The sequence below is a fragment of the Rahnella perminowiae genome (genome assembly GCF_019049695.1).
In the GTDB taxonomy this organism is placed as follows: Bacteria; Pseudomonadota; Gammaproteobacteria; order Enterobacterales; family Enterobacteriaceae; genus Rahnella; species Rahnella perminowiae.
The window spans coordinates 24679-44817 of record NZ_JAFMOT010000183.1 but is presented as its reverse complement, the minus strand read 5'-3'; the positions used below and the strand labels follow the sequence as shown (position 1 = coordinate 44817).

Here is a 20139-nt window from a genome sequence, read left to right as displayed (position 1 = left end):
AAGTCCCCGGGAGCGTAGACAACTACGTGACCGGGGCGAGGACGCGCAGCCAACGCATCGGCAGCGCGAAGGAGGAAGGAAAAATTTACCACCAGATTTCCATTTGGGCGCCGAAGGTCACTTCATCGTCATTACCACGGCTGAAGGTACGGGTGCTGGTATCATTCATCGCTAAGCCATTGTTTGTGCCGGTATCGGTGTCGTAACCCCATTTTTCATCCCAGTTCGCATAAGTGGCAAACACGCGGATGGCCGGACGTGACCAGATGCTGTCGCCAGCCTGCCATTGTTGCGCCAGGGTGACTTTGTACTGACCATTTTTGTCGCCGGTACGCTGAGATTTCACGTTGTCGTAACCCACTTCCAGCAAGGTACTCATGATCGGGGTCCATTTGTACATCGGACGGACACCGACGGTATACCAGGTGGTGCCGTTGTTGTTATCACGATCAACGTCCTGATACATTGCCACGTACATCAGGCTCCAGGTGTCGTTGAAGTCGATAGCACCGTGATCGAGAACGCGCACCATGCTGCCGTTGTTATTGATGGCTGCGCCATTAGAGTGGCCGTTTGCCGTGCCCTGACCCGGATCGGTCATGGAGTCAGAAGCATATTGCAGAACGAATTTATTGTAGCCGTTGTAAATGCTTTGCGTATGTTCCGCAGTGACCAGGAAACCGTCTTTGGTGGCATCATCCGCCAGTGAATAACCGTCACGCGCATTGGCACGACCATAATCCACCCCTAACTCCAGTACGCCGCCCGGGTTAGTTTGCAGACCCGCCAGACGCACGTCGAACACGTCGTTGGAGGTTGGCACTTCGTTACGCTGGTCGGCAATATAACCGTATGAACCGCCGCTTTCGGTATTACGGGTTGCAGCCAGAGACAATTTACCGAAGCCCAGATCGATATCTTCCAGACCCGCACCAGGACCTGAAATATCCCAGTAGTAGAAGTCGATCATGTGAACATCATGACGTTGGTAGAAACGCTTACCCGCCCAGAGGGTGGAGCCCGGCAGCCATTCGATCAGGTTCTTACCCTTCACGTTGGCTTCGCGGAAAGCCGGATCGGTTGACTCCCAGTCGTTCTGTTGAGAGACGGAATACGCCACGTTGGTGTCGAAATAGAAGCTCTTATCCCCTTCTTTCCACACTTCCTGACCCAGTTTCAACTCTGCATACGTCTCGCATTCGTTACCAAGACGGTATTTGCTGTCTGCACCGGTTGCTTTGAAACATTGCTGTTCGCCGCCGCTGCCGGTCCAGCCAATACCCGAACGGGCATAACCGGTGAAATCTACCGCCATTGCTTGTGTAGAAAGGATGCCAGCAGCCACTGCCAGCGCCAGGGAAGAACTACGCATTGTGATCATCATTTTCTCCTGTAGGGGATCGCGTGCTTTCAAACACCAGGTTCTGGGTGTAACCGGCGACATGCAGTGCCATCCTCGCGGAACAGATGACAGCGGTGTGGCGGCAAACCAATGGCGAATGTTGCACCTTCTTCTACCAGCACCACGTCGTTCTGGCGGTACACCAGGTTCTGACGAATTGCCGGAATTTGGATGTGGATCTGTGTTTCGTTACCCAGTTGCTCGACAACCTGCACTTCGCCGGAAAGCGTCACTTCAGCGACGTCGCTTGGCAGAAGATGTTCAGGGCGGATACCCAGTGACAGGTTGCTGCCGACGTTAACGTTGGTCCCCTCCACCGGCAGCCAGACTTGCTGGCGGTTTGGCAACTCGACCTGCACACGTGCAGGTTCAGCACCGGTGACTTTCACCGGCAGGAAATTCATTTTTGGAGAGCCGATAAAACCGGCGACAAAGCGGTTGGCAGGATAGTGATACAGCCCGAGCGGCTTACCGACCTGAGCGATATGTCCGGCATCGAGCACCACGATTTTATCGGCCAGCGTCATCGCTTCGACCTGATCGTGAGTCACATAAATCATGGTGCGTTTCAGGCGCTTATGCAGGCGTGAAATTTCAATGCGCATCTGCACACGCAGCGCGGCATCTAAGTTAGAAAGGGGCTCGTCAAGCAGAAAAACTGTCGGCTCGGCAACCAGCGTACGGCCAATCGCCACGCGCTGACGTTGTCCGCCGGAAAGCGCTTTCGGGCGTCGGTCCAGCAAGTGCGCCAATTGCAACACTTCGGATACCTGATTCACCCGCTGGCTGATCTCGGTTTTTTTCGCACCGGCCAGCTTCAGGCCAAAAGACATGTTTTCTGCCACGGACAGGTGCGGATAAAGCGCATAAGACTGGAACACCATGCCAATGCCACGATCGGCGGGCGGTACTTCGTTCATGCGTTTATCGCCAATCTTTAGTTCACCGGACGTGATGTCTTCCAGACCAGCAATCATGCGTAGCAGCGTGGATTTACCACAGCCGGACGGCCCGACAAACACAACAAACTCGCCTTCTTCTATTTCCAGATTGATATCACTGGAAATCACGGTATCGCCAAAGGCTTTGTACACGCTGTTAAGGGAAACGCTCGCCATCCTGAACTCCTGTACTTGTTGCCAGCGAGAAAACTCGATGCAACGGAGAGTGAAGGATTAGCCGGTTATCGTAATCATCCGTAACAAAGTTTTTCATGGGGGAGGAGCAGGGAGGATGACGGTTTCCCGTAAACGGATGAAAGTTCATACCAAAAATCAAATTCGTGATCTGAATGGCAAAAAACGAAGCATAATTTTGAGTGATGAGCCACATAACGCCTGAGAGTGTCGGCGGGATCACATTCTGAGAGACGGGGGCGTAGAGAGGGGGATGATGAAGCGCCGACAGGTTGAATCCACACTGGCGTCGTACCCTGTCTTTTCCGTCTCAGACGATAAAAAAACCGACTACAAAAGGATTGGATTATGACCCTCAGCATTAAGAAGATTGTTAAACACACACTGGCACTCTCGGCGCTGGCTACGCTGGTGCTGTCATCTTCCGCGTTCGCCAAAATAGAAGAAGGGAAACTGGTCATCTGGATTAACGGTGACAAGGGCTATAACGGCCTGGCGGAAGTCGGTAAGAAATTTGAAAAAGATACCGGCATTAAAGTGACGGTAGAACATCCGGACAAGCTGGAAGAAAAATATCCGCAAGTGGCGGCGACCGGCGACGGCCCCGACATTATCTTCTGGGCGCACGACCGTTTCGGTGGTTACGCACAGTCTGGCCTGCTGGCTGAAATCAGCCCGGATAAAACCTTCAAAGACAAACTGTTCCCGTTCACCTGGGATGCAGTGACCTTCAACGGCAAGCTGATCGGCTATCCGGTCGCGGTTGAGGCGCTGTCACTGATTTACAACAAAGACATCATTAAAGAAGCGCCAAAAACCTGGGAAGAAATCCCGGCACTGGACAAAGAACTGCGCGCCAAAGGCAAGAGTGCCATCATGTGGAACTTGCAGGAACCGTACTTCACCTGGCCAATCATCGCCGCTGACGGCGGTTATGCGTTCAAGTATGAAAACGGCAAATACAACATTAAAGACACCGGCGTGAATAACGCAGGTTCACAGGCTGGCCTGCAATTCATCATCGATCTGGTGAAAAACAAACACATCAACGCCGATACCGATTATTCCATCGCCGAAGCCGCCTTCAACAAAGGCCAGACCGCGATGACTATCGACGGTCCGTGGGCCTGGTCAAACCTCGACAAGAGCAAAATCAACTACGGCGTGACGCTGCTGCCAAGCTTCCACGGCAAACCGTCTAAACCGTTCGTTGGCGTACTGACTGCGGGTATCAACGCCGCCAGCCCGAATAAAGAACTGGCGAAAGAGTTCCTGGAAAACTATCTGATCACCGACGAAGGTCTGGCGGTGGTGAATAAAGATAAACCGCTGGGCGCTGTGGCACTGAAAACGTATCAGGAACAACTGGAGAAAGATCCGCGCATCGCCGCCACTATGGCTAACTCCAAAAACGGCGAAATCATGCCTAACATCCCGCAGATGAGCGCCTTCTGGTATGCAGAACGCAGCGCCATCATCAATGCGGTGAATGGCCGCCAGACTGTTCCGCAAGCACTGAAAGACGTAGAAACACGCATTACCAAGTAATGCCGAAGCATTAGCTTAATGAACGGTGCGGGACTTACGGGTTCCGCACCGCCACCACAAGGATTGTCCTTATGCCAAGAGCCAAAAAACGGCCGTTCAGCAATGCGTTCAAATGGCTGGTCATCGCCCTGCTCGCCTGCTTTACCGGTTATCTGATCGTGCTGATGTATGCGCAGGGCGAAACCCTTTTTGCCGTTCTGACCCTGATTCTTTCCAGCGTCGGTTTATACATTTACGGCAACCGCCGCGCCTATTCGTGGCGCTATGTCTATCCTGGCCTCGCCGGGATGTCTTTATTTGTGCTGTTCCCGCTGGTCTGCACCATCGCGATTGCGTTCACCAACTACAGCAGCACCAACCAGCTGACGTTTGAACGTGCTCAGTCGGTGCTGATGGACCGTCAATTTCAGGGCGGAAAAGCGCTGAATTTTGCGCTCTTCCCTGCTGGTGAAAAGTCTGCCGGTGATAAATGGCAGCTGGCACTGACTTCAGCGGATAACAGTGAAACGCTGGTTTCGCCACCTTTTGCCTTTAACGCTTCCGCGCCACAAACGCTGGAGATGCTTCCACAGACTGCCCCTTCGACGGAAAAAGCCGGTCTGCGCGTGGTGACACAAAACCGTGCGGCGCTGGGTCAGCTCTCGGCGAAATTACCCGACGGCGAAACGCTGCGCATGAGTTCACTGCGCCAGTTCTCCGGCACTCAGTCGCTGTACAAACTGGGCGACGATGAAAAGCAGCTGACTAACGTTGAAACCGGCACAATCTACCGCCCGAACACAAAAACCGGCTTCTATCAGGCAGTAAACGCTCAGGGCGAATGGCAGGCCGAACAACTCAGCCCGGGCTTTACCGTCGGCATCGGCTGGGGCAACTTCCTGCGCGTATTGCATGATGAAGGGATCCAGAAACCCTTCCTGTCGATTTTCGTCTGGACCGTTGTTTTTGCCCTGCTGACCGTGATCCTGACCGTCGCCGTCGGCATGGTGCTGGCCTGCGTCGTACAGTGGGAGGAACTGAAAGGCAAAGCCGCTTACCGCATCCTGCTGATCCTGCCTTATGCCGTTCCCGCATTTATTTCGATTCTTATTTTCAAAGGGTTATTCAATCAGAGCTTCGGTGAAATAAACCTGATGCTCAGCGCGCTGTTTGGTATCAAACCGGCATGGTTCAGCGATCCGTGGACCGCCAAAAGCATGATCATTATCGTCAACACCTGGCTCGGTTATCCGTACATGATGATCCTGTGTATGGGCCTGCTGAAAGCCATTCCTGACGATCTTTATGAAGCTTCGGCAATGGACGGCGCCACGCCGATGCAGAACTTCTTCCGCATCACGCTGCCTTTGCTCATTAAGCCGCTGACACCGCTGATGATCGCCAGCTTTGCCTTTAACTTTAATAACTTCGTACTGATCCAGTTACTGACTAACGGCGGGCCGGACATGCTCGGCACCACTACGCCAGCGGGTCATACCGATTTGCTGGTCAGCTACACCTATCGCATCGCCTTTGAAGGCGGCGGCGGGCAGGACTTCGGGCTGGCGGCAGCAATTGCCACGCTGATCTTCCTGCTGGTGGGTGCGCTGGCTATCGTGAACCTGAAAGCCTCACGCATGAAATTCGACTAAGGAGAAACAGACAATGCCCATGGTTAAACCTAAGTCGCAGAAAGTCAGATTGCTGGTGACGCACCTTTTACTGCTGTGTTTTCTGGCGCTGATCCTGTTCCCGTTGCTGATGGTATTCGCCATTTCGCTGCGCCCGGGTAACTTTGCCACCGGCAGTCTGATCCCGGATCAGGTGTCGTGGGATCACTGGAAACTGGCGCTCGGCATCGCGGTCACCAACAGCGACGGCAGCATCACGCCGCCGCCATTCCCGGTGATGTTATGGTTATGGAACTCGATCAAGATCGCCGGGATTACCGCTGTCGGCATCGTCGCGCTTTCTACCACCTGCGCCTACGCTTTTGCCCGCATGAAATTCCGCGGTAAAAGTTCGCTGCTCAAAGGGATGCTGATTTTCCAGATGTTCCCGGCGGTGCTGTCACTGGTGGCGTTATATGCCCTGTTTGACCGTCTCGGCATGTACGTGCCGTTTCTGGGGCTGAATACGCATGGCGGTGTCATATTTGCCTATATGGGCGGTATCGCCCTGCACGTCTGGACCATCAAAGGTTATTTCGAAACCATCGACGGTTCGCTGGAAGAAGCGGCCGCGCTGGATGGTGCCAGCCCGTGGCAGGCATTCCGTCTGGTGCTTTTGCCGCTGTCTGTACCGATTCTGGCGGTGGTGTTCATTCTGTCGTTCATCGCGGCTATTACCGAAGTGCCGGTGGCATCGTTACTGCTGCGAGACGTCAACAGCTACACGCTGGCGGTCGGCATGCAGCAATATCTGAATCCGCAAAATTATCTGTGGGGTGACTTTGCCGCGGCGGCGATTCTGTCTGCCATTCCGATTACGGCAGTGTTCCTGATTGCTCAACGCTGGCTGGTGGGCGGCTTAACGGCAGGGGGAGTGAAAGGTTAACGGTAAGGCTAATGCGCTTTGTAATACTTGATCAATTACCTGTGTCTTGGGCGGCCGTATGGCCGCCCTTTTTTATTTATTACACCGACAATTTATTTGAAGGCGACCTCTCCCTCATACTTCCAGTAAGTGTTGTCGGTTTTATTAGTTGGGAAGTACCAATAACGGCCATCGTTTCCTGTCGCTTTCAAGGTAAATAACTCAAGGCGACCGTTGTAAGGATTACTGTAAATAAACGTCGTTCCCAGGCTCGCTTTACGATCGTTTTCTCCCCACTGTGCATAACCCATTAACGATTCGTTATTGGTTTTTGCTGTTTCCTTATCAGTGCCTAAATAAATCCAGTCAGCATTGTTGGTTTTATTGGTTGGGAAATACCAATATTGGCCGGTTTTAGCGGCGGAGAAATATTCAGTCTGATGGTTATAAGGGTTGTCGTAAACATAGATATTGCCACGCTCACCATAATGGCCATTTTCCGCCCATTGATGGCAGCAGGTATCATCCGGTGCGTCTGGTTGAGCAAACTGTGAAAGCACCTTACTGAACGCATACTTCGGTGCCTGTTCTTCGGTCAGACCACTATGGGTGGCCTCTACAACGCCCGCAGGTCCTGGCTGATCGCGGGCCATAGACCAGATACCGATCATCCCGAGATTACGTTCTTTCGCCTGTTCCATCACAATGTTGGCATCTGACAGATAGAAGGTTTCACCTTGCACATCGTTGTACCCGATCATCGGCGTGGTGCCCATCATGGCGTTAATTTGCGCATCAGTCTTATCGGGGTAAATTCCTTTCAGCTGAAGGAACATATTGTCGATAGCAGAAGTCGCACAATGACCATGAATATTCTGACCTTCAGTACCTGTGGACTTACAGATTTCGTTACCATAATCCATGGTCATGATGTTAATACCTGCCAGTTCGACGCCTTTCGCTTTCGCATCGTTCAGCACGTACATACCTTCAGCCGTCAGACCGGTAGGCAGAACAGGCAATGTGTACCAGACAGCGACTTTCTTACCGTCTTTTTTCCACTGATCCTGTGTCGCTTTTACAGCAGTATTCCGGCGCTGAACGATGGCGCTATCAGCCAGATACCCCCCCTCAATGTCAAAATCCAGTACCTTCAGATTCAGGTTTTCAACGATATCCACATACATCTGTTTCAGGTCATCAATATTGTGACAGGCAGCAGCAAGAGGCGCATTATTTGCACCACCAATGGAAACCATAACGTCCCCGCCAGCTTCACGTAATGCTTTGATTTTTGAATACTGGGTGTAGTTTTGCAGATTGTATGCTGTACCCCAGGTTGGCATACAAGTGTCTGTGTCTTTCGCCACCACAAATGCCATAGTGAAATGGTTAATACCCTGCTCCGTGGCCAGTTTAGCCAGATCAGGAATATCGTTTAACGTGAAGTCAACATAAGGAGCATAGACATGCGCTGGCCAGTCACTTTTTGCTGTACCGACGCGATCTTTCGTGCCAGTCCAGTCGACAATCGCTTTCCAGGTATTGATATCGGTTGGTGAAACCTTCTGAACTTTAGCCTGGGAAACGTACGGCTGATTTTGGAATCGAACCAGTGTATTCGCGGCATACAGCTTAGAAGCATCGAATACCGGCGCAGCGGCCAGTTCCTCATCGGTATATCGTGTTGATGCGTCTAATGGCTTCCAGGGTGCGCCATTGACCCCGTCCGGGTTCTGATTGGCAACATCTGCCGGATCCTTACCTACTGTATAAAATAAGGCCTCATAGCTCTGCGAGCCTACAGTGACCACATCGCCTTGATTATAAACGGTTTCAGCATTCCACGGTTTCGCCGGGATATAAACTTGCCACGGGTTGCGGACATCAGGCGCGAAAGAATTCGCAGGTATTGTGGTCGTGGCCTGATAATTGGTTTCACCGACAGAAACAATATCTCCCTCCTGGTAAACTTTATCGGCACTAAAGGCAGGATAAGTAGGGGTGTCGGAGCCTGGAATGTCGCAACTGGTCGGGTTGCCATATTGCGTGATTTCCGCCGGAGTTGCATCACGGACATAATTCCACGGGTTAGAACCTTCAGGTGCGTCCGGAGTGACCGGACAATTGGTTGCCCCCACCCACCAGGCATTCTGATAGACGGAGCCATCAAAAATAACCTGAATGGTGTCTCCACCCTCCTGACCATTCCAGGCTTCCAACGCACAGGCGCTGCCTGCAACCGCCAGCATCCCCATACCTAACATGGCTTTGCTGATTTTATTAAATTCCATTTTAATTTCCTTTATTATTAAATGCTTTACAAAATTAACCGGCTTTAATTAAACAATTAACCGCTTGTACAGGCACATATACTAATAGAGAAATTAAATCATGGCTGTTAATTAATTAATTCAGAAAACTTACGGAAACTAATTACATAAAAAATTAATTCACGAGATGAATGCATTAGTAATTTACATTTTGGAAAGAAATTAATTTATTCTTATCAGTTAAATAAAAAGACAATAAAAAGAGAGCCATAATATGACTCATGGCTCTCTTTGTAATGATGACAGTTTAATTTACCGAGACTTTCCGGCGACGTTTATCAAGATCTTTAATCAGCTTATTCACCTGCTCGTCGGCGAACATGTCTTCGAGCGTATGAGAAAGCTTACGCCGCCAGTTCGGGTATTCATCGCTGGTGCCGGGCACATTGACCGGTGTGTCCATGTCCAGCCAGTCTTCCGGTTGCAGACCGAGCAAGGCGCAGGCGCTGTCGGCAACGTAGCGTTGCAGACCCCGGTTGAGTACCGGCGTCATTTCCATCAGCGCCGCTTTATGCCCGGTTTTCTTCGGGATGCAACCGTAATGATGCAGGCCGTCGAGCAACCCCTGACGTGCGCGGGCACGGTCAGCGTACAGCGCCTGTAAAACAGCTTCGTCACGGTATAAACCGAGGGTTTTGCCCAGCGCCAGATCGTCACTTTGCCAGTAGCCTCGCAGCGTCGGCAGGTCATGCGTGGTGATAGTCGCCATCGCCTGAACCGGATAGGACTGCGGCGCGCGGAAGTTGTTTTCCTCATCGCGTTCGAAATACAGCACCTTATAGGAATACACACCGCTTTCGCGCAGTTTACTGACGATCTCGACCGGCACCGTACCCAGATCTTCGCCGATCACCATGCAGCGGTGCCGCTGACTTTCCAGTGCTAAAATGGCCAGCAGATCATCCACCGGATACTGTACATACGCGCCTTTATCCGCCGTTTCACCAGCCGGGATCCACCACAGACGCAGCAACGTCATCACATGATCAATACGCAATGCACCGCAGCTGGTCATATTGGCACGCAGAAGATCGATAAACGGCTGATAGCCGCGTCTCACCATCACATGCGGATCCATCGGGCGCAGATCCCAGTTCTGTCCGAGCGGGCCCAGAATATCCGGCGGCGCCCCCACCGAGGCTTTCAGGCAATACAGCTCGCCGTCACCCCAGGTTTCCGAGCCGCCTTCCACCACGCCGACCGCCAGATCCCGGTAAAGCCCCATCGGCATCTCGTACTGCTGGCTGGTGTGGTAACACTGCGTAAACTGCGTTTCCGCCAGCCACTGCAACCACACATAAAACTCCACATCCTGCGCATGCTGTTCACAGAATGCCCTCACGGCCGGGCCCCGGGCATCATGATATTTTTCCGGCCAGCGGTTCCAGCCAAGCGCCACATCACTTTCTTTCGCCAGATGTTCGTATAACGCGTCAAACGCCGCCTGCAGGTACAGGCTTTCCCCGCCCTGCTTCACAAAAGCCGCCAGGGACTTCACCTGCGGATCCTGTGGCTTACGCCCCAGGAAATGCGCGTAAGCCAGCCGTAACCCTTCTAATTTCAGCGGCATGACGTTAGCGTAATCCACCCGGTCATTCGCGCGCACCGCCTGTATGCGTTGCTGCGTCAGCGGCTGATGCCACCATTGTTGCGCCGCATCGCTTTGCCTGAAATCTTCTACCGCACTGACGTCGATATAAATCACATTCAGCCAGCGACGGGAAGACGGGCTATAGGGGCTGGCAGCCGCCGGATTCGCCGGATACAGCGCGTGGATCGGATTAAGCCCGACAAATGCGCCGCCACGTTGAGCGATATTTTTCAGCATCATACTGAGGTCACCGAAATCACCGATGCCCCAGTTATTTTCCGAGCGCAACGTATAGAGCTGTACGCAGGCGCCCCACAGTTTTTTACCGGCCAGCAGGGCATCCGGTTCATAACAGCGTTTCGGTGCCACAATGACCCGGCAATCCCACTGTTGCGCGTCCTGTGTCAACGTCAGCTGATGATAGCCGGCAGGAATTTTACCCGGCAGCGCCAGTGTCATTTTGCCGCTGATCCGCCCCTTTTGCGTCGTGCCGCTTTCCAGCTTCAGTGTCCAGGCATATTCGCCTTCACCGCTGACCGGTAATGCCAGACGGCTGCCCGTGACAAATACTTTGACCGACGGTACCGGTGTGGTCACCGGGCGGCGGTGTCCCGCCTCCCAGCCCATCGCCGATAACAGCTCACGCTTGGTCTCAGGGGCGATCGCCTGCTGTTTACCGTGCGCGTTAATAAAACCAGAGGCGATCCCCGCCTCCCTGGCGGCCTGCTCCAGTGCTTTGTTCTCCATGCCGGCTCCTTATCGCTTCGCCTGCCAGATCCGCTGCTGATAATCGCGGATCGAACGGTCGGAACTGAACATCCCTACGCGGGACGTGTTGAGGATAGTTTTGCGCGTCCATTCATCCTGATCGCGATACAGCGCGTCCACTTTCTGCTGTGCCGCACAGTAATCCGCAAAGTCGGCCAGCACCAGATACGGGTCGCCGCCGCCCAGCAAACTGTCGAGCATCAGACTGAACGCCTGCTTTTCACCATTGCTGAAGAAGCCGTTTTCCAGCTCTTTGAGAATTTTATCCAGGTGCTTGTCTTTCTTGCGAATTTTAAGCGGATCGTAGCCCTCCGCCTGCAAAGCTTTGACCTGATCGACGGTATGACCAAAGATGAAGATATTGTCTTCACCCACCTCTTCGGCAATCTCAACGTTCGCACCGTCGAGGGTGCCGACGGTCAGCGCACCGTTCAGTGCCAGTTTCATGTTGCCGGTACCAGATGCTTCTTTGCCCGCTGTGGAGATCTGCTCGGACACATCGGCTGCCGGGATCATCAGTTCAGCCACGGATACGCGGTAATCCGGGATAAATACCACTTTGATGCGGTCACGCACCAGCGGATCGTTATTCACTTTTTCCGCCACCTTATTGATGGCGTAGATAATATTTTTCGCCAGGTAATAACCCGGTGCCGCTTTCGCGCCGAACAGGAAGACACGCGGCACCAGGTCCATTTCCGGGTTATCACGCAACTGGCGGTACAGCGACAAAATGTGCAGCAGGTTAAGGTGCTGGCGTTTGTACTCATGCAGGCGTTTGATCTGTACATCGAAAATGGCATCAGGGTTGAGCGTCAGTCCCATTGTCTGTTGCACGTAATGCGCCAGTTTGATTTTGTTCTCACGCTTAATGGCCTGATAACGCTGGCGGAACTTTTTGTTGTCGGCAAAACCTTCCAGCCCTTTCAGCGCATCGAGGTCATTCACCCATTCCGTTTTCAGGGTGTCATCAATCAGCGATGACAGCGCAGGGTTACACTGTTTCAGCCAGCGGCGCGGTGTGATGCCGTTGGTCACGTTATGGAATTTATTCGGCCACAGCAGGTGGTATTCCGGGAACAGATCTTTGACCACCAGTTCGGAATGCAACGCTGCCACGCCGTTCACCGCAAAACCACTGACCACGCACAGATTCGCCATCCGCACTTGTTTGTCCTGATGAACTGACAGTTTTTCCCATACGGCTTTGTCACCCGGCCACTGTTTTTCGACCACCTTTTTAAAGCGGGCATTGATGGCTTTGATCAACGAGAAATGGCGGGGAAGCAGGCTGCGCACCAGTTTTTCATCCCAGCATTCCAGCGCTTCCGGCATCAGTGTGTGGTTGGTGTACGCGAATGTCTGACGGGTGATCGCCCAGGCCGCATCCCAGTCAAGCTGATGTTCGTCGAGCAAAATACGCAGCAGCTCAGGAATGGCAATGGTCGGGTGCGTATCATTGAGCTGGATGACTTCGAATTTCGGTAAATCCTCAATTTTCCGGCCAAGGAAATGATGGCGGCGCAGGATATCGGCCACCGAACAGGCGCACTGGAAATACTGCTGCATCAGGCGCAGGCGTTTACCGGCGTCATGATTGTCATTCGGATAAAGCACTTTGGTGAGTTTGGCCGCATCAATGCCTTTTTGCTCGGCTTTAAGAAATTCACCGTCATTGAACAACGTCAGATCGAACGGATGTACGTCAGTGGCCTGCCACAGGCGCAGCGGTTGGGTGACACCATTTTTGTAACCGACCACCGGCAGATCCCAGGCTTCCCCCCGCAGGGTAAACGCGGGCTGCCAGCGTTGAACGCCCTTTTCGTTTTTCGTCAGTTTGCCGCCGAACGCGACATCCACAGACAGCGAGCTATTGTGGCTGAACCACGGATAGCTTTCGCGATGCCAGCTGTCCGGCGCTTCCTGTTGCTTGCCTTCGCTGAACGACTGGCGGAAAAGACCATACTGATAGTTCAGACCATAGCCGGTCGCGGGTTGCCCGACGGTTGCCATAGAATCGAGGAAACAGGCAGCCAGACGGCCTAACCCGCCATTGCCGAGTGCCGGATCGGTTTCCTGCTCCAGCACATCGGCCAGTTCAACCCCCTGCTCTTTCAGCGCATGACTGACCGTGTCATACCAGCCGAGATTGATCAGATTGTTTGCGGTCAGGCGCCCGATCAGGAACTCCATCGAGATATAGTTAACGTGCCGCTGAGGCTGTTTTGTCGCTTTTGCCGCAGGCTGCGCACTCAGTTGTTCAGATAATGCGGCACTGGTAGCCTGCCACCACTGATGCGGTGTCATATCCTGTGCCTGTTGCAAACCGAACCCTTGCCACTGGCGTTTCAGCGCGGCTAAAAATTGCGTCTTATCTAAAGTCACCTGCATTTCATGCCTCTTTATCCGGGAATTTGTAGGGAAAGCCTGATGTTGATTATCACTATGCTGACGTGTGTATCGGTAAGCGGCATCATCCCGGTAAAGATTAGGCAGGGAGGAGAAACGGGGCGTAGCCGGAGGAGACGGAGGTTCAGGGCAAACGCCTGAAAATTTGTATTAAGAAGTGTGATGCAGAGCAACTTAACGGCATGTAAAAACGTAACATTCTTGCAATCAATGTTTCAAAGGAGGACTTTAGAAAAAGTGATTAATTACACGCTGTGAAATAAATAACACCCCTCTGTCCCTTTCTGTCAAAAGAATCGAAAAAAATGCTGATCCCTTCAAAATTAAGCCGCCCGGTGCGGCAGCAAAATACAGTAGTTCGGGAACGTCTGCTGACGAAGCTCTCGACTGCGCCGAATTATCGTCTGACCCTGGTCGCCAGTCCGGCGGGCTATGGGAAAACGACGCTGGTGGCGCACTGGGCAGCAGGCAAAAGCGATCTGGGCTGGTATTCTCTTGATGAAAGCGACAATCAGCCGGAGCGCTTTGCCTGCTATCTGATTGCTGCTGTGCAGCAGGCCTGCGGCGGACATTGCGTCAAAAGCGAAGCGCTGAGTCTGAAGCATCAGTACGCCAGTCTGCCGGCGCTGTTTGCCCAGCTTTTTGTGGAACTTTCCGACTGGCACAGCCCGTTGCTGCTGGTCATCGATGATTATCATCTGATTTCCAATGATGCCATTCATGAAGGGATGCGTTTTTTCCTGCGCCATCAGCCGGAAAATCTTTCACTGGTGGTGCTTTCACGCACCCTGCCGCCGCTGGGCATCGCCAATATGCGTGTACGCGAGCAACTGCTGGAGCTCAACGCTTCGCATCTGGCCTTTACGCATCCGGAAACACAGCAATTTTTCGATAACCGGCTGAAAGACCCGATTGAGCAGGCGGACAGTAGCCGGTTATGTGACGAAGTCGCAGGATGGGCCACCGCGTTGCAACTGATTGCCCTATCGGCACGGCAGTCTTCGCACTCTTCCCAGCATTCGACCCAGCAGTCCGCACGTAAGCTGGCCGGGTTGAATGCCAGCCATCTTTCTGAATATCTGGTGGATGAAGTTCTGAATCGCGTTGATGCACCGACGCGTGATTTTCTCCTGCGCTGCTCGCTGTTGCGCTCGATGAACGATGCGCTGATTGTGCGCCTGACCGGCAGTGAAAATGGTCAGCAACGTCTGGAGGAGCTGGAGCGCCAGGGGTTATTCATTAACCGCATGGATGACAGCGGCGAATGGTTTAACTTCCACCCGCTGTTTGCCACCTTCCTGCGGCAGCGCTGTCAGTGGGAACTGGCGTCTGAGCTGCCCGCTATTCATCGCGCTGCCGCCGAAGGCTGGCTGGCACAAGGTTTCCCTGCCGAAGCGATTCATCATGCGCTGGGTGCCGAAGACACTCATCTGCTGCGGGATATTCTGCTGCAACACGCCTGGGCGCTGTTTAATCAAAGCGAACTGGCGTTGCTGGAAGAATGTCTGGCCGCCCTGCCTTACGACCGGCTGATTCAGAATCCTAAGCTGGTGCTGTTACAGGCATGGCTGGCACAAAGCCAGCACCGTTATGCTGAAGTCGACGTGCTGCTGGCCCGCGCTGAAAACGAAATGAAACAGCGTAATATTGTGATGGAACAGGCGCAGGCAGCCGAGTTTGATGCGCTGCGTGCGCAGGTGGCCATCAACGACGGACGACAGGATGAAGCGGAAAAACTGGCCGCTGAGGCCCTGCGTTATCTGCCTTATGAAAGCTATTACAGCCGCATTGTGGCGACATCCGTCACCGGTGAAATCCAGCACTGCAAAGGGGATCTCACCCGCGCACTGCCGCTGATGCAACAGACCGAACAAATCGCACGCCGTTACGAAGCCTATCACTACGCTTTATGGGCGCTGCTGCAACAGAGTGAGATCCTGATTGCTCAGGGTTTTTTGCAGGCCGCGTTTGAGATGCAGGATCGCGCTTTTGAACTGGTACGCGAACAGCATCTGGAACAATTGCCGATGCACGAATTTTTACTGCGTTTACGTTCACAACTTTTGTGGTCGTGGTCGCGGCTCGATGATGCGGAAGAAGCCGCGCGTGAAGGGCTTAATGTGCTGACCAACTTCCAGCCACAGCAGCAGTTGCAATGTCTGGCGATGCTGGCGAAATGTTCGCTGGCACGCGGCCAGCTCGACAATGCCCATCACCATTTGCAGCGCTGTGAAGCGTTGCTGAAAACGGGTCAGTATCACATCGACTGGCTGACCAATACCGATAAGCCACGTGTGATTTACTGGCAGATGATTGGCGATAAAAACGCGGCACGTCAGTGGCTGCAACAGGCGCGTAAACCGGATATGGCGGATAACCATTTCCAGCAAGGTCAGTGGCGCAACATTGCCCGTGTACAAATTTTGCTGGAAAAGTTTGATGAAGCAGAAGTGGTGCTGGATGAACTGAATCTGAATGCCCGGCAGCTGCGCCTGACCAGCGATCTCAACCGCAATTTACTGCTGAGTAACTTACTTTACTGGCAAACCGGGCGCAGAAGTGACGCCCAAAAGGTATTGATCGAAGCGCTGTCACTGGCGAACCGCACCGGTTTTATCAGCCATTTCGTCATTGAAGGGGAAATGATGGCGCAACAACTGCGCCAGCTGATCCAGCTTAATCTGTTGCCGGAGCTGGAACAGCGTCGCGCCCAACAGATTTTGCGCGAAATTAACCAGCATCACCGCCATAAGTTTGCCCATTTCGACGAAGGCTTTGTGAACAAACTACTGACCCATCCGCAGGTGCCGGAACTTATCCGCACCAGCCCGCTGACTCAGCGCGAATGGCAGGTTCTGGGGCTGATTTACTCCGGCTACAGTAATGACCAGATTGCCGGTGAGCTGGATGTAGCCTCGACGACGATCAAAACGCATATCCGTAATCTCTACCAGAAACTGGGCGTCGCACACCGGCAGGAAGCGGTACAGCAGGCTCAGCATCTGTTACAAGTCATGGGCTACGGCGCATAATTATCCCGTCGGCAGACATCGCGATTTAGCCGCTTTCATAACACATCATCAAAATAAGTTGATGTGTTATGCCTATTTTTCATTAGCGCACATTTTTTACTCAAAAATAAAATCCGGTGATATAATGTGACCGTCGTCACATAATTGTAATTCACCATTTCTTCAGTAAAGCCCATTGCCCGCCTGTTGTAGCAGTCCTCCGGCTGTTTTTTGGCTTCGCGCAAGCGGCTGTAGTGAGTAAGGATTTTATCGATGGGTACATTAACTGCCGGGATTTTAATGATGCGCTGGGAATTGCTGAGCGCCTTTTTGATGTTCTGCACCAGCCAGCTTAATATTGTTTGTCGCCAGTCCAGCCGCAATACCATGGCATTCGTTTGCAGCGGTATCGGTCTGACCGTGACCTGTTTTTTTGTCATGAGCCTGATGGGCATGAGCTACAACGCCGTTGCCATCGCGCAGTTCTGGGCAAACACCAAAGACGTTTTCTTTGATGTCATGAGTAAAACCCCGACCGATATGTCTTACTACTATTAGTCTGATGTCCTTAGCGGATATTCCTGAATATTAAAGGGCAGAGCCGTATGTGCTGCCCTTTTGTATTATCCACGCGCCTCCCCCGCCAGACTTTTGGTGCTTATTTGTTCAGCCAGATGTCATGTAATCCTAAATATAAAAATTTGCGTGATGCATCGAAGGTCTTTTTGTATCTATCATTCTGATTACCTGTAAATTGCGGGATGTCCCGAAAGGTAAAAAGATATTGTGTTGGCGTCTAAACTATTCATTGCTAATAGTTGAACGGACGTATTAGATTCTCACTCTATACTTTTCTTAGAATGATCATTGCTTTGTTTGCTTCAGGCTGCTGAATTTTCTCTGATTTAGCTCCCCTGTTTATGGCTGAAGGAATTCCGATGAATACGCATCACATGCTTGGCGCGTTAGTGTTACTGGTAAGTTCTGCTTCTTCTCTCGCCGTTGAAACAACGGGCATACCTCAGGATCAGGTGAAAGAACGCAACGCGTTCATTGCTGACCTGATGAAAAAAATGACCCTTGATGAAAAAATCGGTCAGCTGAATCTGGTCACTGTGGGGCCTGAGTACCAAAAAGAAGCGATTATGGCTGACATCCGCGCCGGTAAAGTCGGTGGCGTGTTTAATACTGTAACGAAACCTGATATTCGCCGTATGCAGGATCAGGTGCAGTACAGCCGCCTGAAAATCCCACCGTTTTATGCCTATGACGTGGTGCATGGTCAGCGCACCATTTTCCCTATCAGCCTCGGTCTGGCGGCGAGTTGGGACATGCAGGCAGTTGCCACCAGCGCACGCATTTCGGCACTGGAAACGGCAGCCGATGGCCTGAACATGACGTTCTCACCGATGGTCGATATTACCCGTGATCCGCGCTGGGGACGTGTCTCAGAAGGTTTCGGCGAAGATACCTATCTGACCTCGCGCCTCGCGCATGAAATGGTTACCGGTTATCAGGGCAAAGATCCGTCTGCTCCTGATGCCGTCATGGCAAACGTCAAGCACTATGCGTTGTACGGTGCTGTCGAAGGCGGTCGTGAATACAACACCGTCGATATGAGCCTGACCCGCATGTTCAATGATTACATGCCGCCGTATAAAGCGGCAGTGGATGCCGGTGCCGGCGGTGTAATGGTGGCGCTCAACAGCGTTAACGGCATTCCCGCCACCTCGAATACATGGTTGCTGAAAGATATTCTGCGCGACGACTGGCAGTTCAGGGGCCTGACCGTCAGTGATCACGGGGCTATTGGCGGGCTGGTCAAACACGGCGTTGCCGAAGATGATCGTCAGGCTGCCGCGATGGCGCTGAAAGCCGGTGTCGATATGGACATGGCCGACAATATGTACGGTAAATACCTGAAAGGCTTACTCGCCGACGGTCTGGTCAGCCAGAAAGATATTGATCGCGCCGTTCGCGATGTTCTGGCCGCAAAATGGGATATGGGGCTGTTTGTCGATGAGTATCGTCATTTAGGCCCGCAGTCGAGCGACCCGGCGGACACCAATGCCGAGAGCCGTCTGCATCGCCAGGAGGCACGCGAAGTGGCGCGAACGTCGCTGGTACTGCTGAAAAATAACAATCAAACGTTGCCGTTACAGAAAAAAGGCACGATTGCCGTCGTTGGCGCCCTGGCTGACAGCAAACGTGACGTAATGGGCAGCTGGTCTGCAGCCGGTAAAGCGGCGCAGGCTGTGACGGTATTGCAAGGCATGAAAGATGTACTCGGCGATAAAGGCACCATCCTGTATGCCCGGGGAGCCAACGTCACTAACGATCAGGCTATGGTCGATTTTCTGAACTCTTACGAGAAACAGGTAATCAACGATCCGCGCAAACCGCAGGATATGATTGACGAAGCGGTGAAAACGGCCGAAAAAGCTGACGTTGTGGTCGCCGTCGTCGGTGAAGCACAAGGCATGGCACACGAAGCGTCCAGTCGTTCAGATATCAACATTCCTCAAAGCCAGCGGGACCTGCTCAAGGCATTGAAAGCCACCGGTAAGCCGCTGGTTATCGTGTTAATGAATGGGCGCCCTCTGACCCTGACGTGGGAAAACGAAATTTCTGACGCTATGCTGGAAACCTGGTTCAGCGGCACCGAAGGGGGACATGCGATTGCCGACGTTCTGTTTGGTGATTACAATCCGTCAGGCAAACTGCCGATGACCTTCCCGCGCTCTGTCGGGCAAATTCCTTTGTATAACAGCGTGCTCAATACCGGCCGTCCGTTTAATCCGCAACATCCGGATAAATACACCACCCGTTATTTTGATATCACCAACGGCCCGCTGTTCCCGTTCGGTTATGGTCTGAGCTACACCCGTTTCAGTGTGTCTGACGTGAGTTTGTCGTCCACCACGATGGATGCCAGCCACCCGCTGACGGCCAGCGTGATGGTGAAAAACACCGGTAAAGTCAGTGGTGCCACTATCGTTCAGATGTACCTGCAGGATGTGACGGCGTCGATCAGCCGTCCGGTTAAGGAGTTGAAAAACTTTGAGAAAATCAACCTGCAGCCGGGTGAAGAAAAAACCGTTACATTTGCGATCAACGAAAAAGATTTACGTTTCTACAACGACAAGTTGAAATGGGCTTCAGAGCCAGGAAAATTCAATGTATTTGTGGGGTTAGATTCGCAGGATGTGAAAAAAACCAGTTTCCTGCTGAAATAACTTTCCGGGCCTGTAACCGGGCCCGGAACACAATCGCAAAGCTTCCTCTTTCAGGCGGTAGTCCGGCAACGGAGGCCGCCTGTTCTGAGCAGTAATATCTGTCCGGTTACTGGATATATAACCGACAGTTGCTAACCTTTAATTCAATGTGTTACGCCATTCCGCGCCTATCCGTTTTTTATGGCGTGTTG

The 20139-nt window shown here is 52.6% G+C and carries 11 protein-coding genes; 6 read left to right on the top strand and 5 right to left on the bottom strand.

Annotated elements, in window-relative coordinates:
* Positions 1-85 precede the first annotated feature (85 nt).
* Together J1781_RS17460 and malK are read right to left on the bottom strand one after the other, a co-directional pair.
* Entirely contained in the window at positions 86-1384 is a 1299-nt protein-coding gene (locus J1781_RS17460) for a maltoporin (RefSeq protein ID WP_217219290.1), read from the bottom strand.
* A 26-nt stretch (positions 1385-1410) separates the two neighbouring features.
* Positions 1411-2520: a maltose/maltodextrin ABC transporter ATP-binding protein MalK gene (gene malK, locus J1781_RS17455; protein WP_129954443.1), complete on the bottom strand. Its 1110-nt coding sequence runs from the start codon at positions 2518-2520 to the stop codon at positions 1411-1413.
* Positions 2521-2886: 366 nt separating this feature from the next.
* Between malK and malE the strand changes: the two genes are divergently transcribed.
* From malE to malG, 3 genes are all read left to right on the top strand, one after another.
* Positions 2887-4086, top strand: a complete 1200-nt coding sequence (malE, locus tag J1781_RS17450) for a maltose/maltodextrin ABC transporter substrate-binding protein MalE (RefSeq protein ID WP_217233953.1) — start codon at positions 2887-2889, stop codon at positions 4084-4086.
* A 71-nt stretch (positions 4087-4157) separates the two neighbouring features.
* Entirely contained in the window at positions 4158-5717 is a 1560-nt protein-coding gene (malF, locus tag J1781_RS17445; protein WP_217233952.1) for a maltose ABC transporter permease MalF, read from the top strand.
* 13 nt (positions 5718-5730) lie between these two features.
* Positions 5731-6621, top strand: a complete 891-nt coding sequence (gene malG, locus J1781_RS17440; protein ID WP_095923608.1) for a maltose ABC transporter permease MalG — start codon at positions 5731-5733, stop codon at positions 6619-6621.
* A 92-nt stretch (positions 6622-6713) separates the two neighbouring features.
* Here the strand turns inward: malG and J1781_RS17435 are convergent, their stop codons facing one another.
* The 3 genes from J1781_RS17435 to malP all read right to left on the bottom strand — a co-directional run bounded on the left by J1781_RS17435 (position 6714) and on the right by malP (position 13683).
* Positions 6714-8894 carry a glycosyl hydrolase family 18 protein gene (locus tag J1781_RS17435; RefSeq protein ID WP_217233951.1) on the bottom strand — a complete coding sequence of 727 codons (2181 nt, stop codon included), beginning with the start codon at positions 8892-8894 and terminating at the stop codon, positions 6714-6716.
* A gap of 286 nt (positions 8895-9180) precedes the next feature.
* Positions 9181-11271, bottom strand: a complete 2091-nt coding sequence (malQ, locus tag J1781_RS17430) for a 4-alpha-glucanotransferase (RefSeq protein ID WP_217233950.1) — start codon at positions 11269-11271, stop codon at positions 9181-9183.
* Positions 11272-11280: 9 nt separating this feature from the next.
* Positions 11281-13683 (bottom strand): maltodextrin phosphorylase, encoded by a 2403-nt coding sequence (gene malP / locus J1781_RS17425; RefSeq protein WP_217233949.1) that lies wholly within the window; start codon positions 13681-13683, stop codon positions 11281-11283.
* A 323-nt stretch (positions 13684-14006) separates the two neighbouring features.
* Between malP and malT the strand changes: the two genes are divergently transcribed.
* The 3 genes from malT (at position 14007) to bglX (ending at position 19948) form a co-directional block, all read left to right on the top strand.
* Positions 14007-16733 carry an HTH-type transcriptional regulator MalT gene (gene malT / locus J1781_RS17420; RefSeq protein WP_129954431.1) on the top strand — a complete coding sequence of 909 codons (2727 nt, stop codon included), beginning with the start codon at positions 14007-14009 and terminating at the stop codon, positions 16731-16733.
* Between the two features lie 252 nt (positions 16734-16985).
* Positions 16986-17270, top strand: a complete 285-nt coding sequence (locus tag J1781_RS17415; protein ID WP_129954429.1) for a YjcB family protein — start codon at positions 16986-16988, stop codon at positions 17268-17270.
* A 380-nt stretch (positions 17271-17650) separates the two neighbouring features.
* Positions 17651-19948 (top strand): beta-glucosidase BglX, encoded by a 2298-nt coding sequence (gene bglX, locus J1781_RS17410; protein WP_217219417.1) that lies wholly within the window; start codon positions 17651-17653, stop codon positions 19946-19948.
* Positions 19949-20139 lie beyond the last annotated feature (191 nt).

What these genes read in the sequence shown, in the direction of transcription:
- J1781_RS17460 (WP_217219290.1), bottom strand. Translation starts at nt 1,384, where the DNA reads ATGATGATCACAATGCGTAGTTCTTCCCTGGCGCTGGCAGTGGCTGCT.
- malK (WP_129954443.1), bottom strand. Translation starts at nt 2,520, where the DNA reads ATGGCGAGCGTTTCCCTTAACAGCGTGTACAAAGCCTTTGGCGATACC.
- malE (WP_217233953.1), top strand. Translation starts at nt 2,887, where the DNA reads ATGACCCTCAGCATTAAGAAGATTGTTAAACACACACTGGCACTCTCG.
- malF (WP_217233952.1), top strand. Translation starts at nt 4,158, where the DNA reads ATGCCAAGAGCCAAAAAACGGCCGTTCAGCAATGCGTTCAAATGGCTG.
- malG (WP_095923608.1), top strand. Translation starts at nt 5,731, where the DNA reads ATGCCCATGGTTAAACCTAAGTCGCAGAAAGTCAGATTGCTGGTGACG.
- J1781_RS17435 (WP_217233951.1), bottom strand. Translation starts at nt 8,894, where the DNA reads ATGGAATTTAATAAAATCAGCAAAGCCATGTTAGGTATGGGGATGCTG.
- malQ (WP_217233950.1), bottom strand. Translation starts at nt 11,271, where the DNA reads ATGGAGAACAAAGCACTGGAGCAGGCCGCCAGGGAGGCGGGGATCGCC.
- malP (WP_217233949.1), bottom strand. Translation starts at nt 13,683, where the DNA reads ATGCAGGTGACTTTAGATAAGACGCAATTTTTAGCCGCGCTGAAACGC.
- malT (WP_129954431.1), top strand. Translation starts at nt 14,007, where the DNA reads ATGCTGATCCCTTCAAAATTAAGCCGCCCGGTGCGGCAGCAAAATACA.
- J1781_RS17415 (WP_129954429.1), top strand. Translation starts at nt 16,986, where the DNA reads ATGGGTACATTAACTGCCGGGATTTTAATGATGCGCTGGGAATTGCTG.
- bglX (WP_217219417.1), top strand. Translation starts at nt 17,651, where the DNA reads ATGAATACGCATCACATGCTTGGCGCGTTAGTGTTACTGGTAAGTTCT.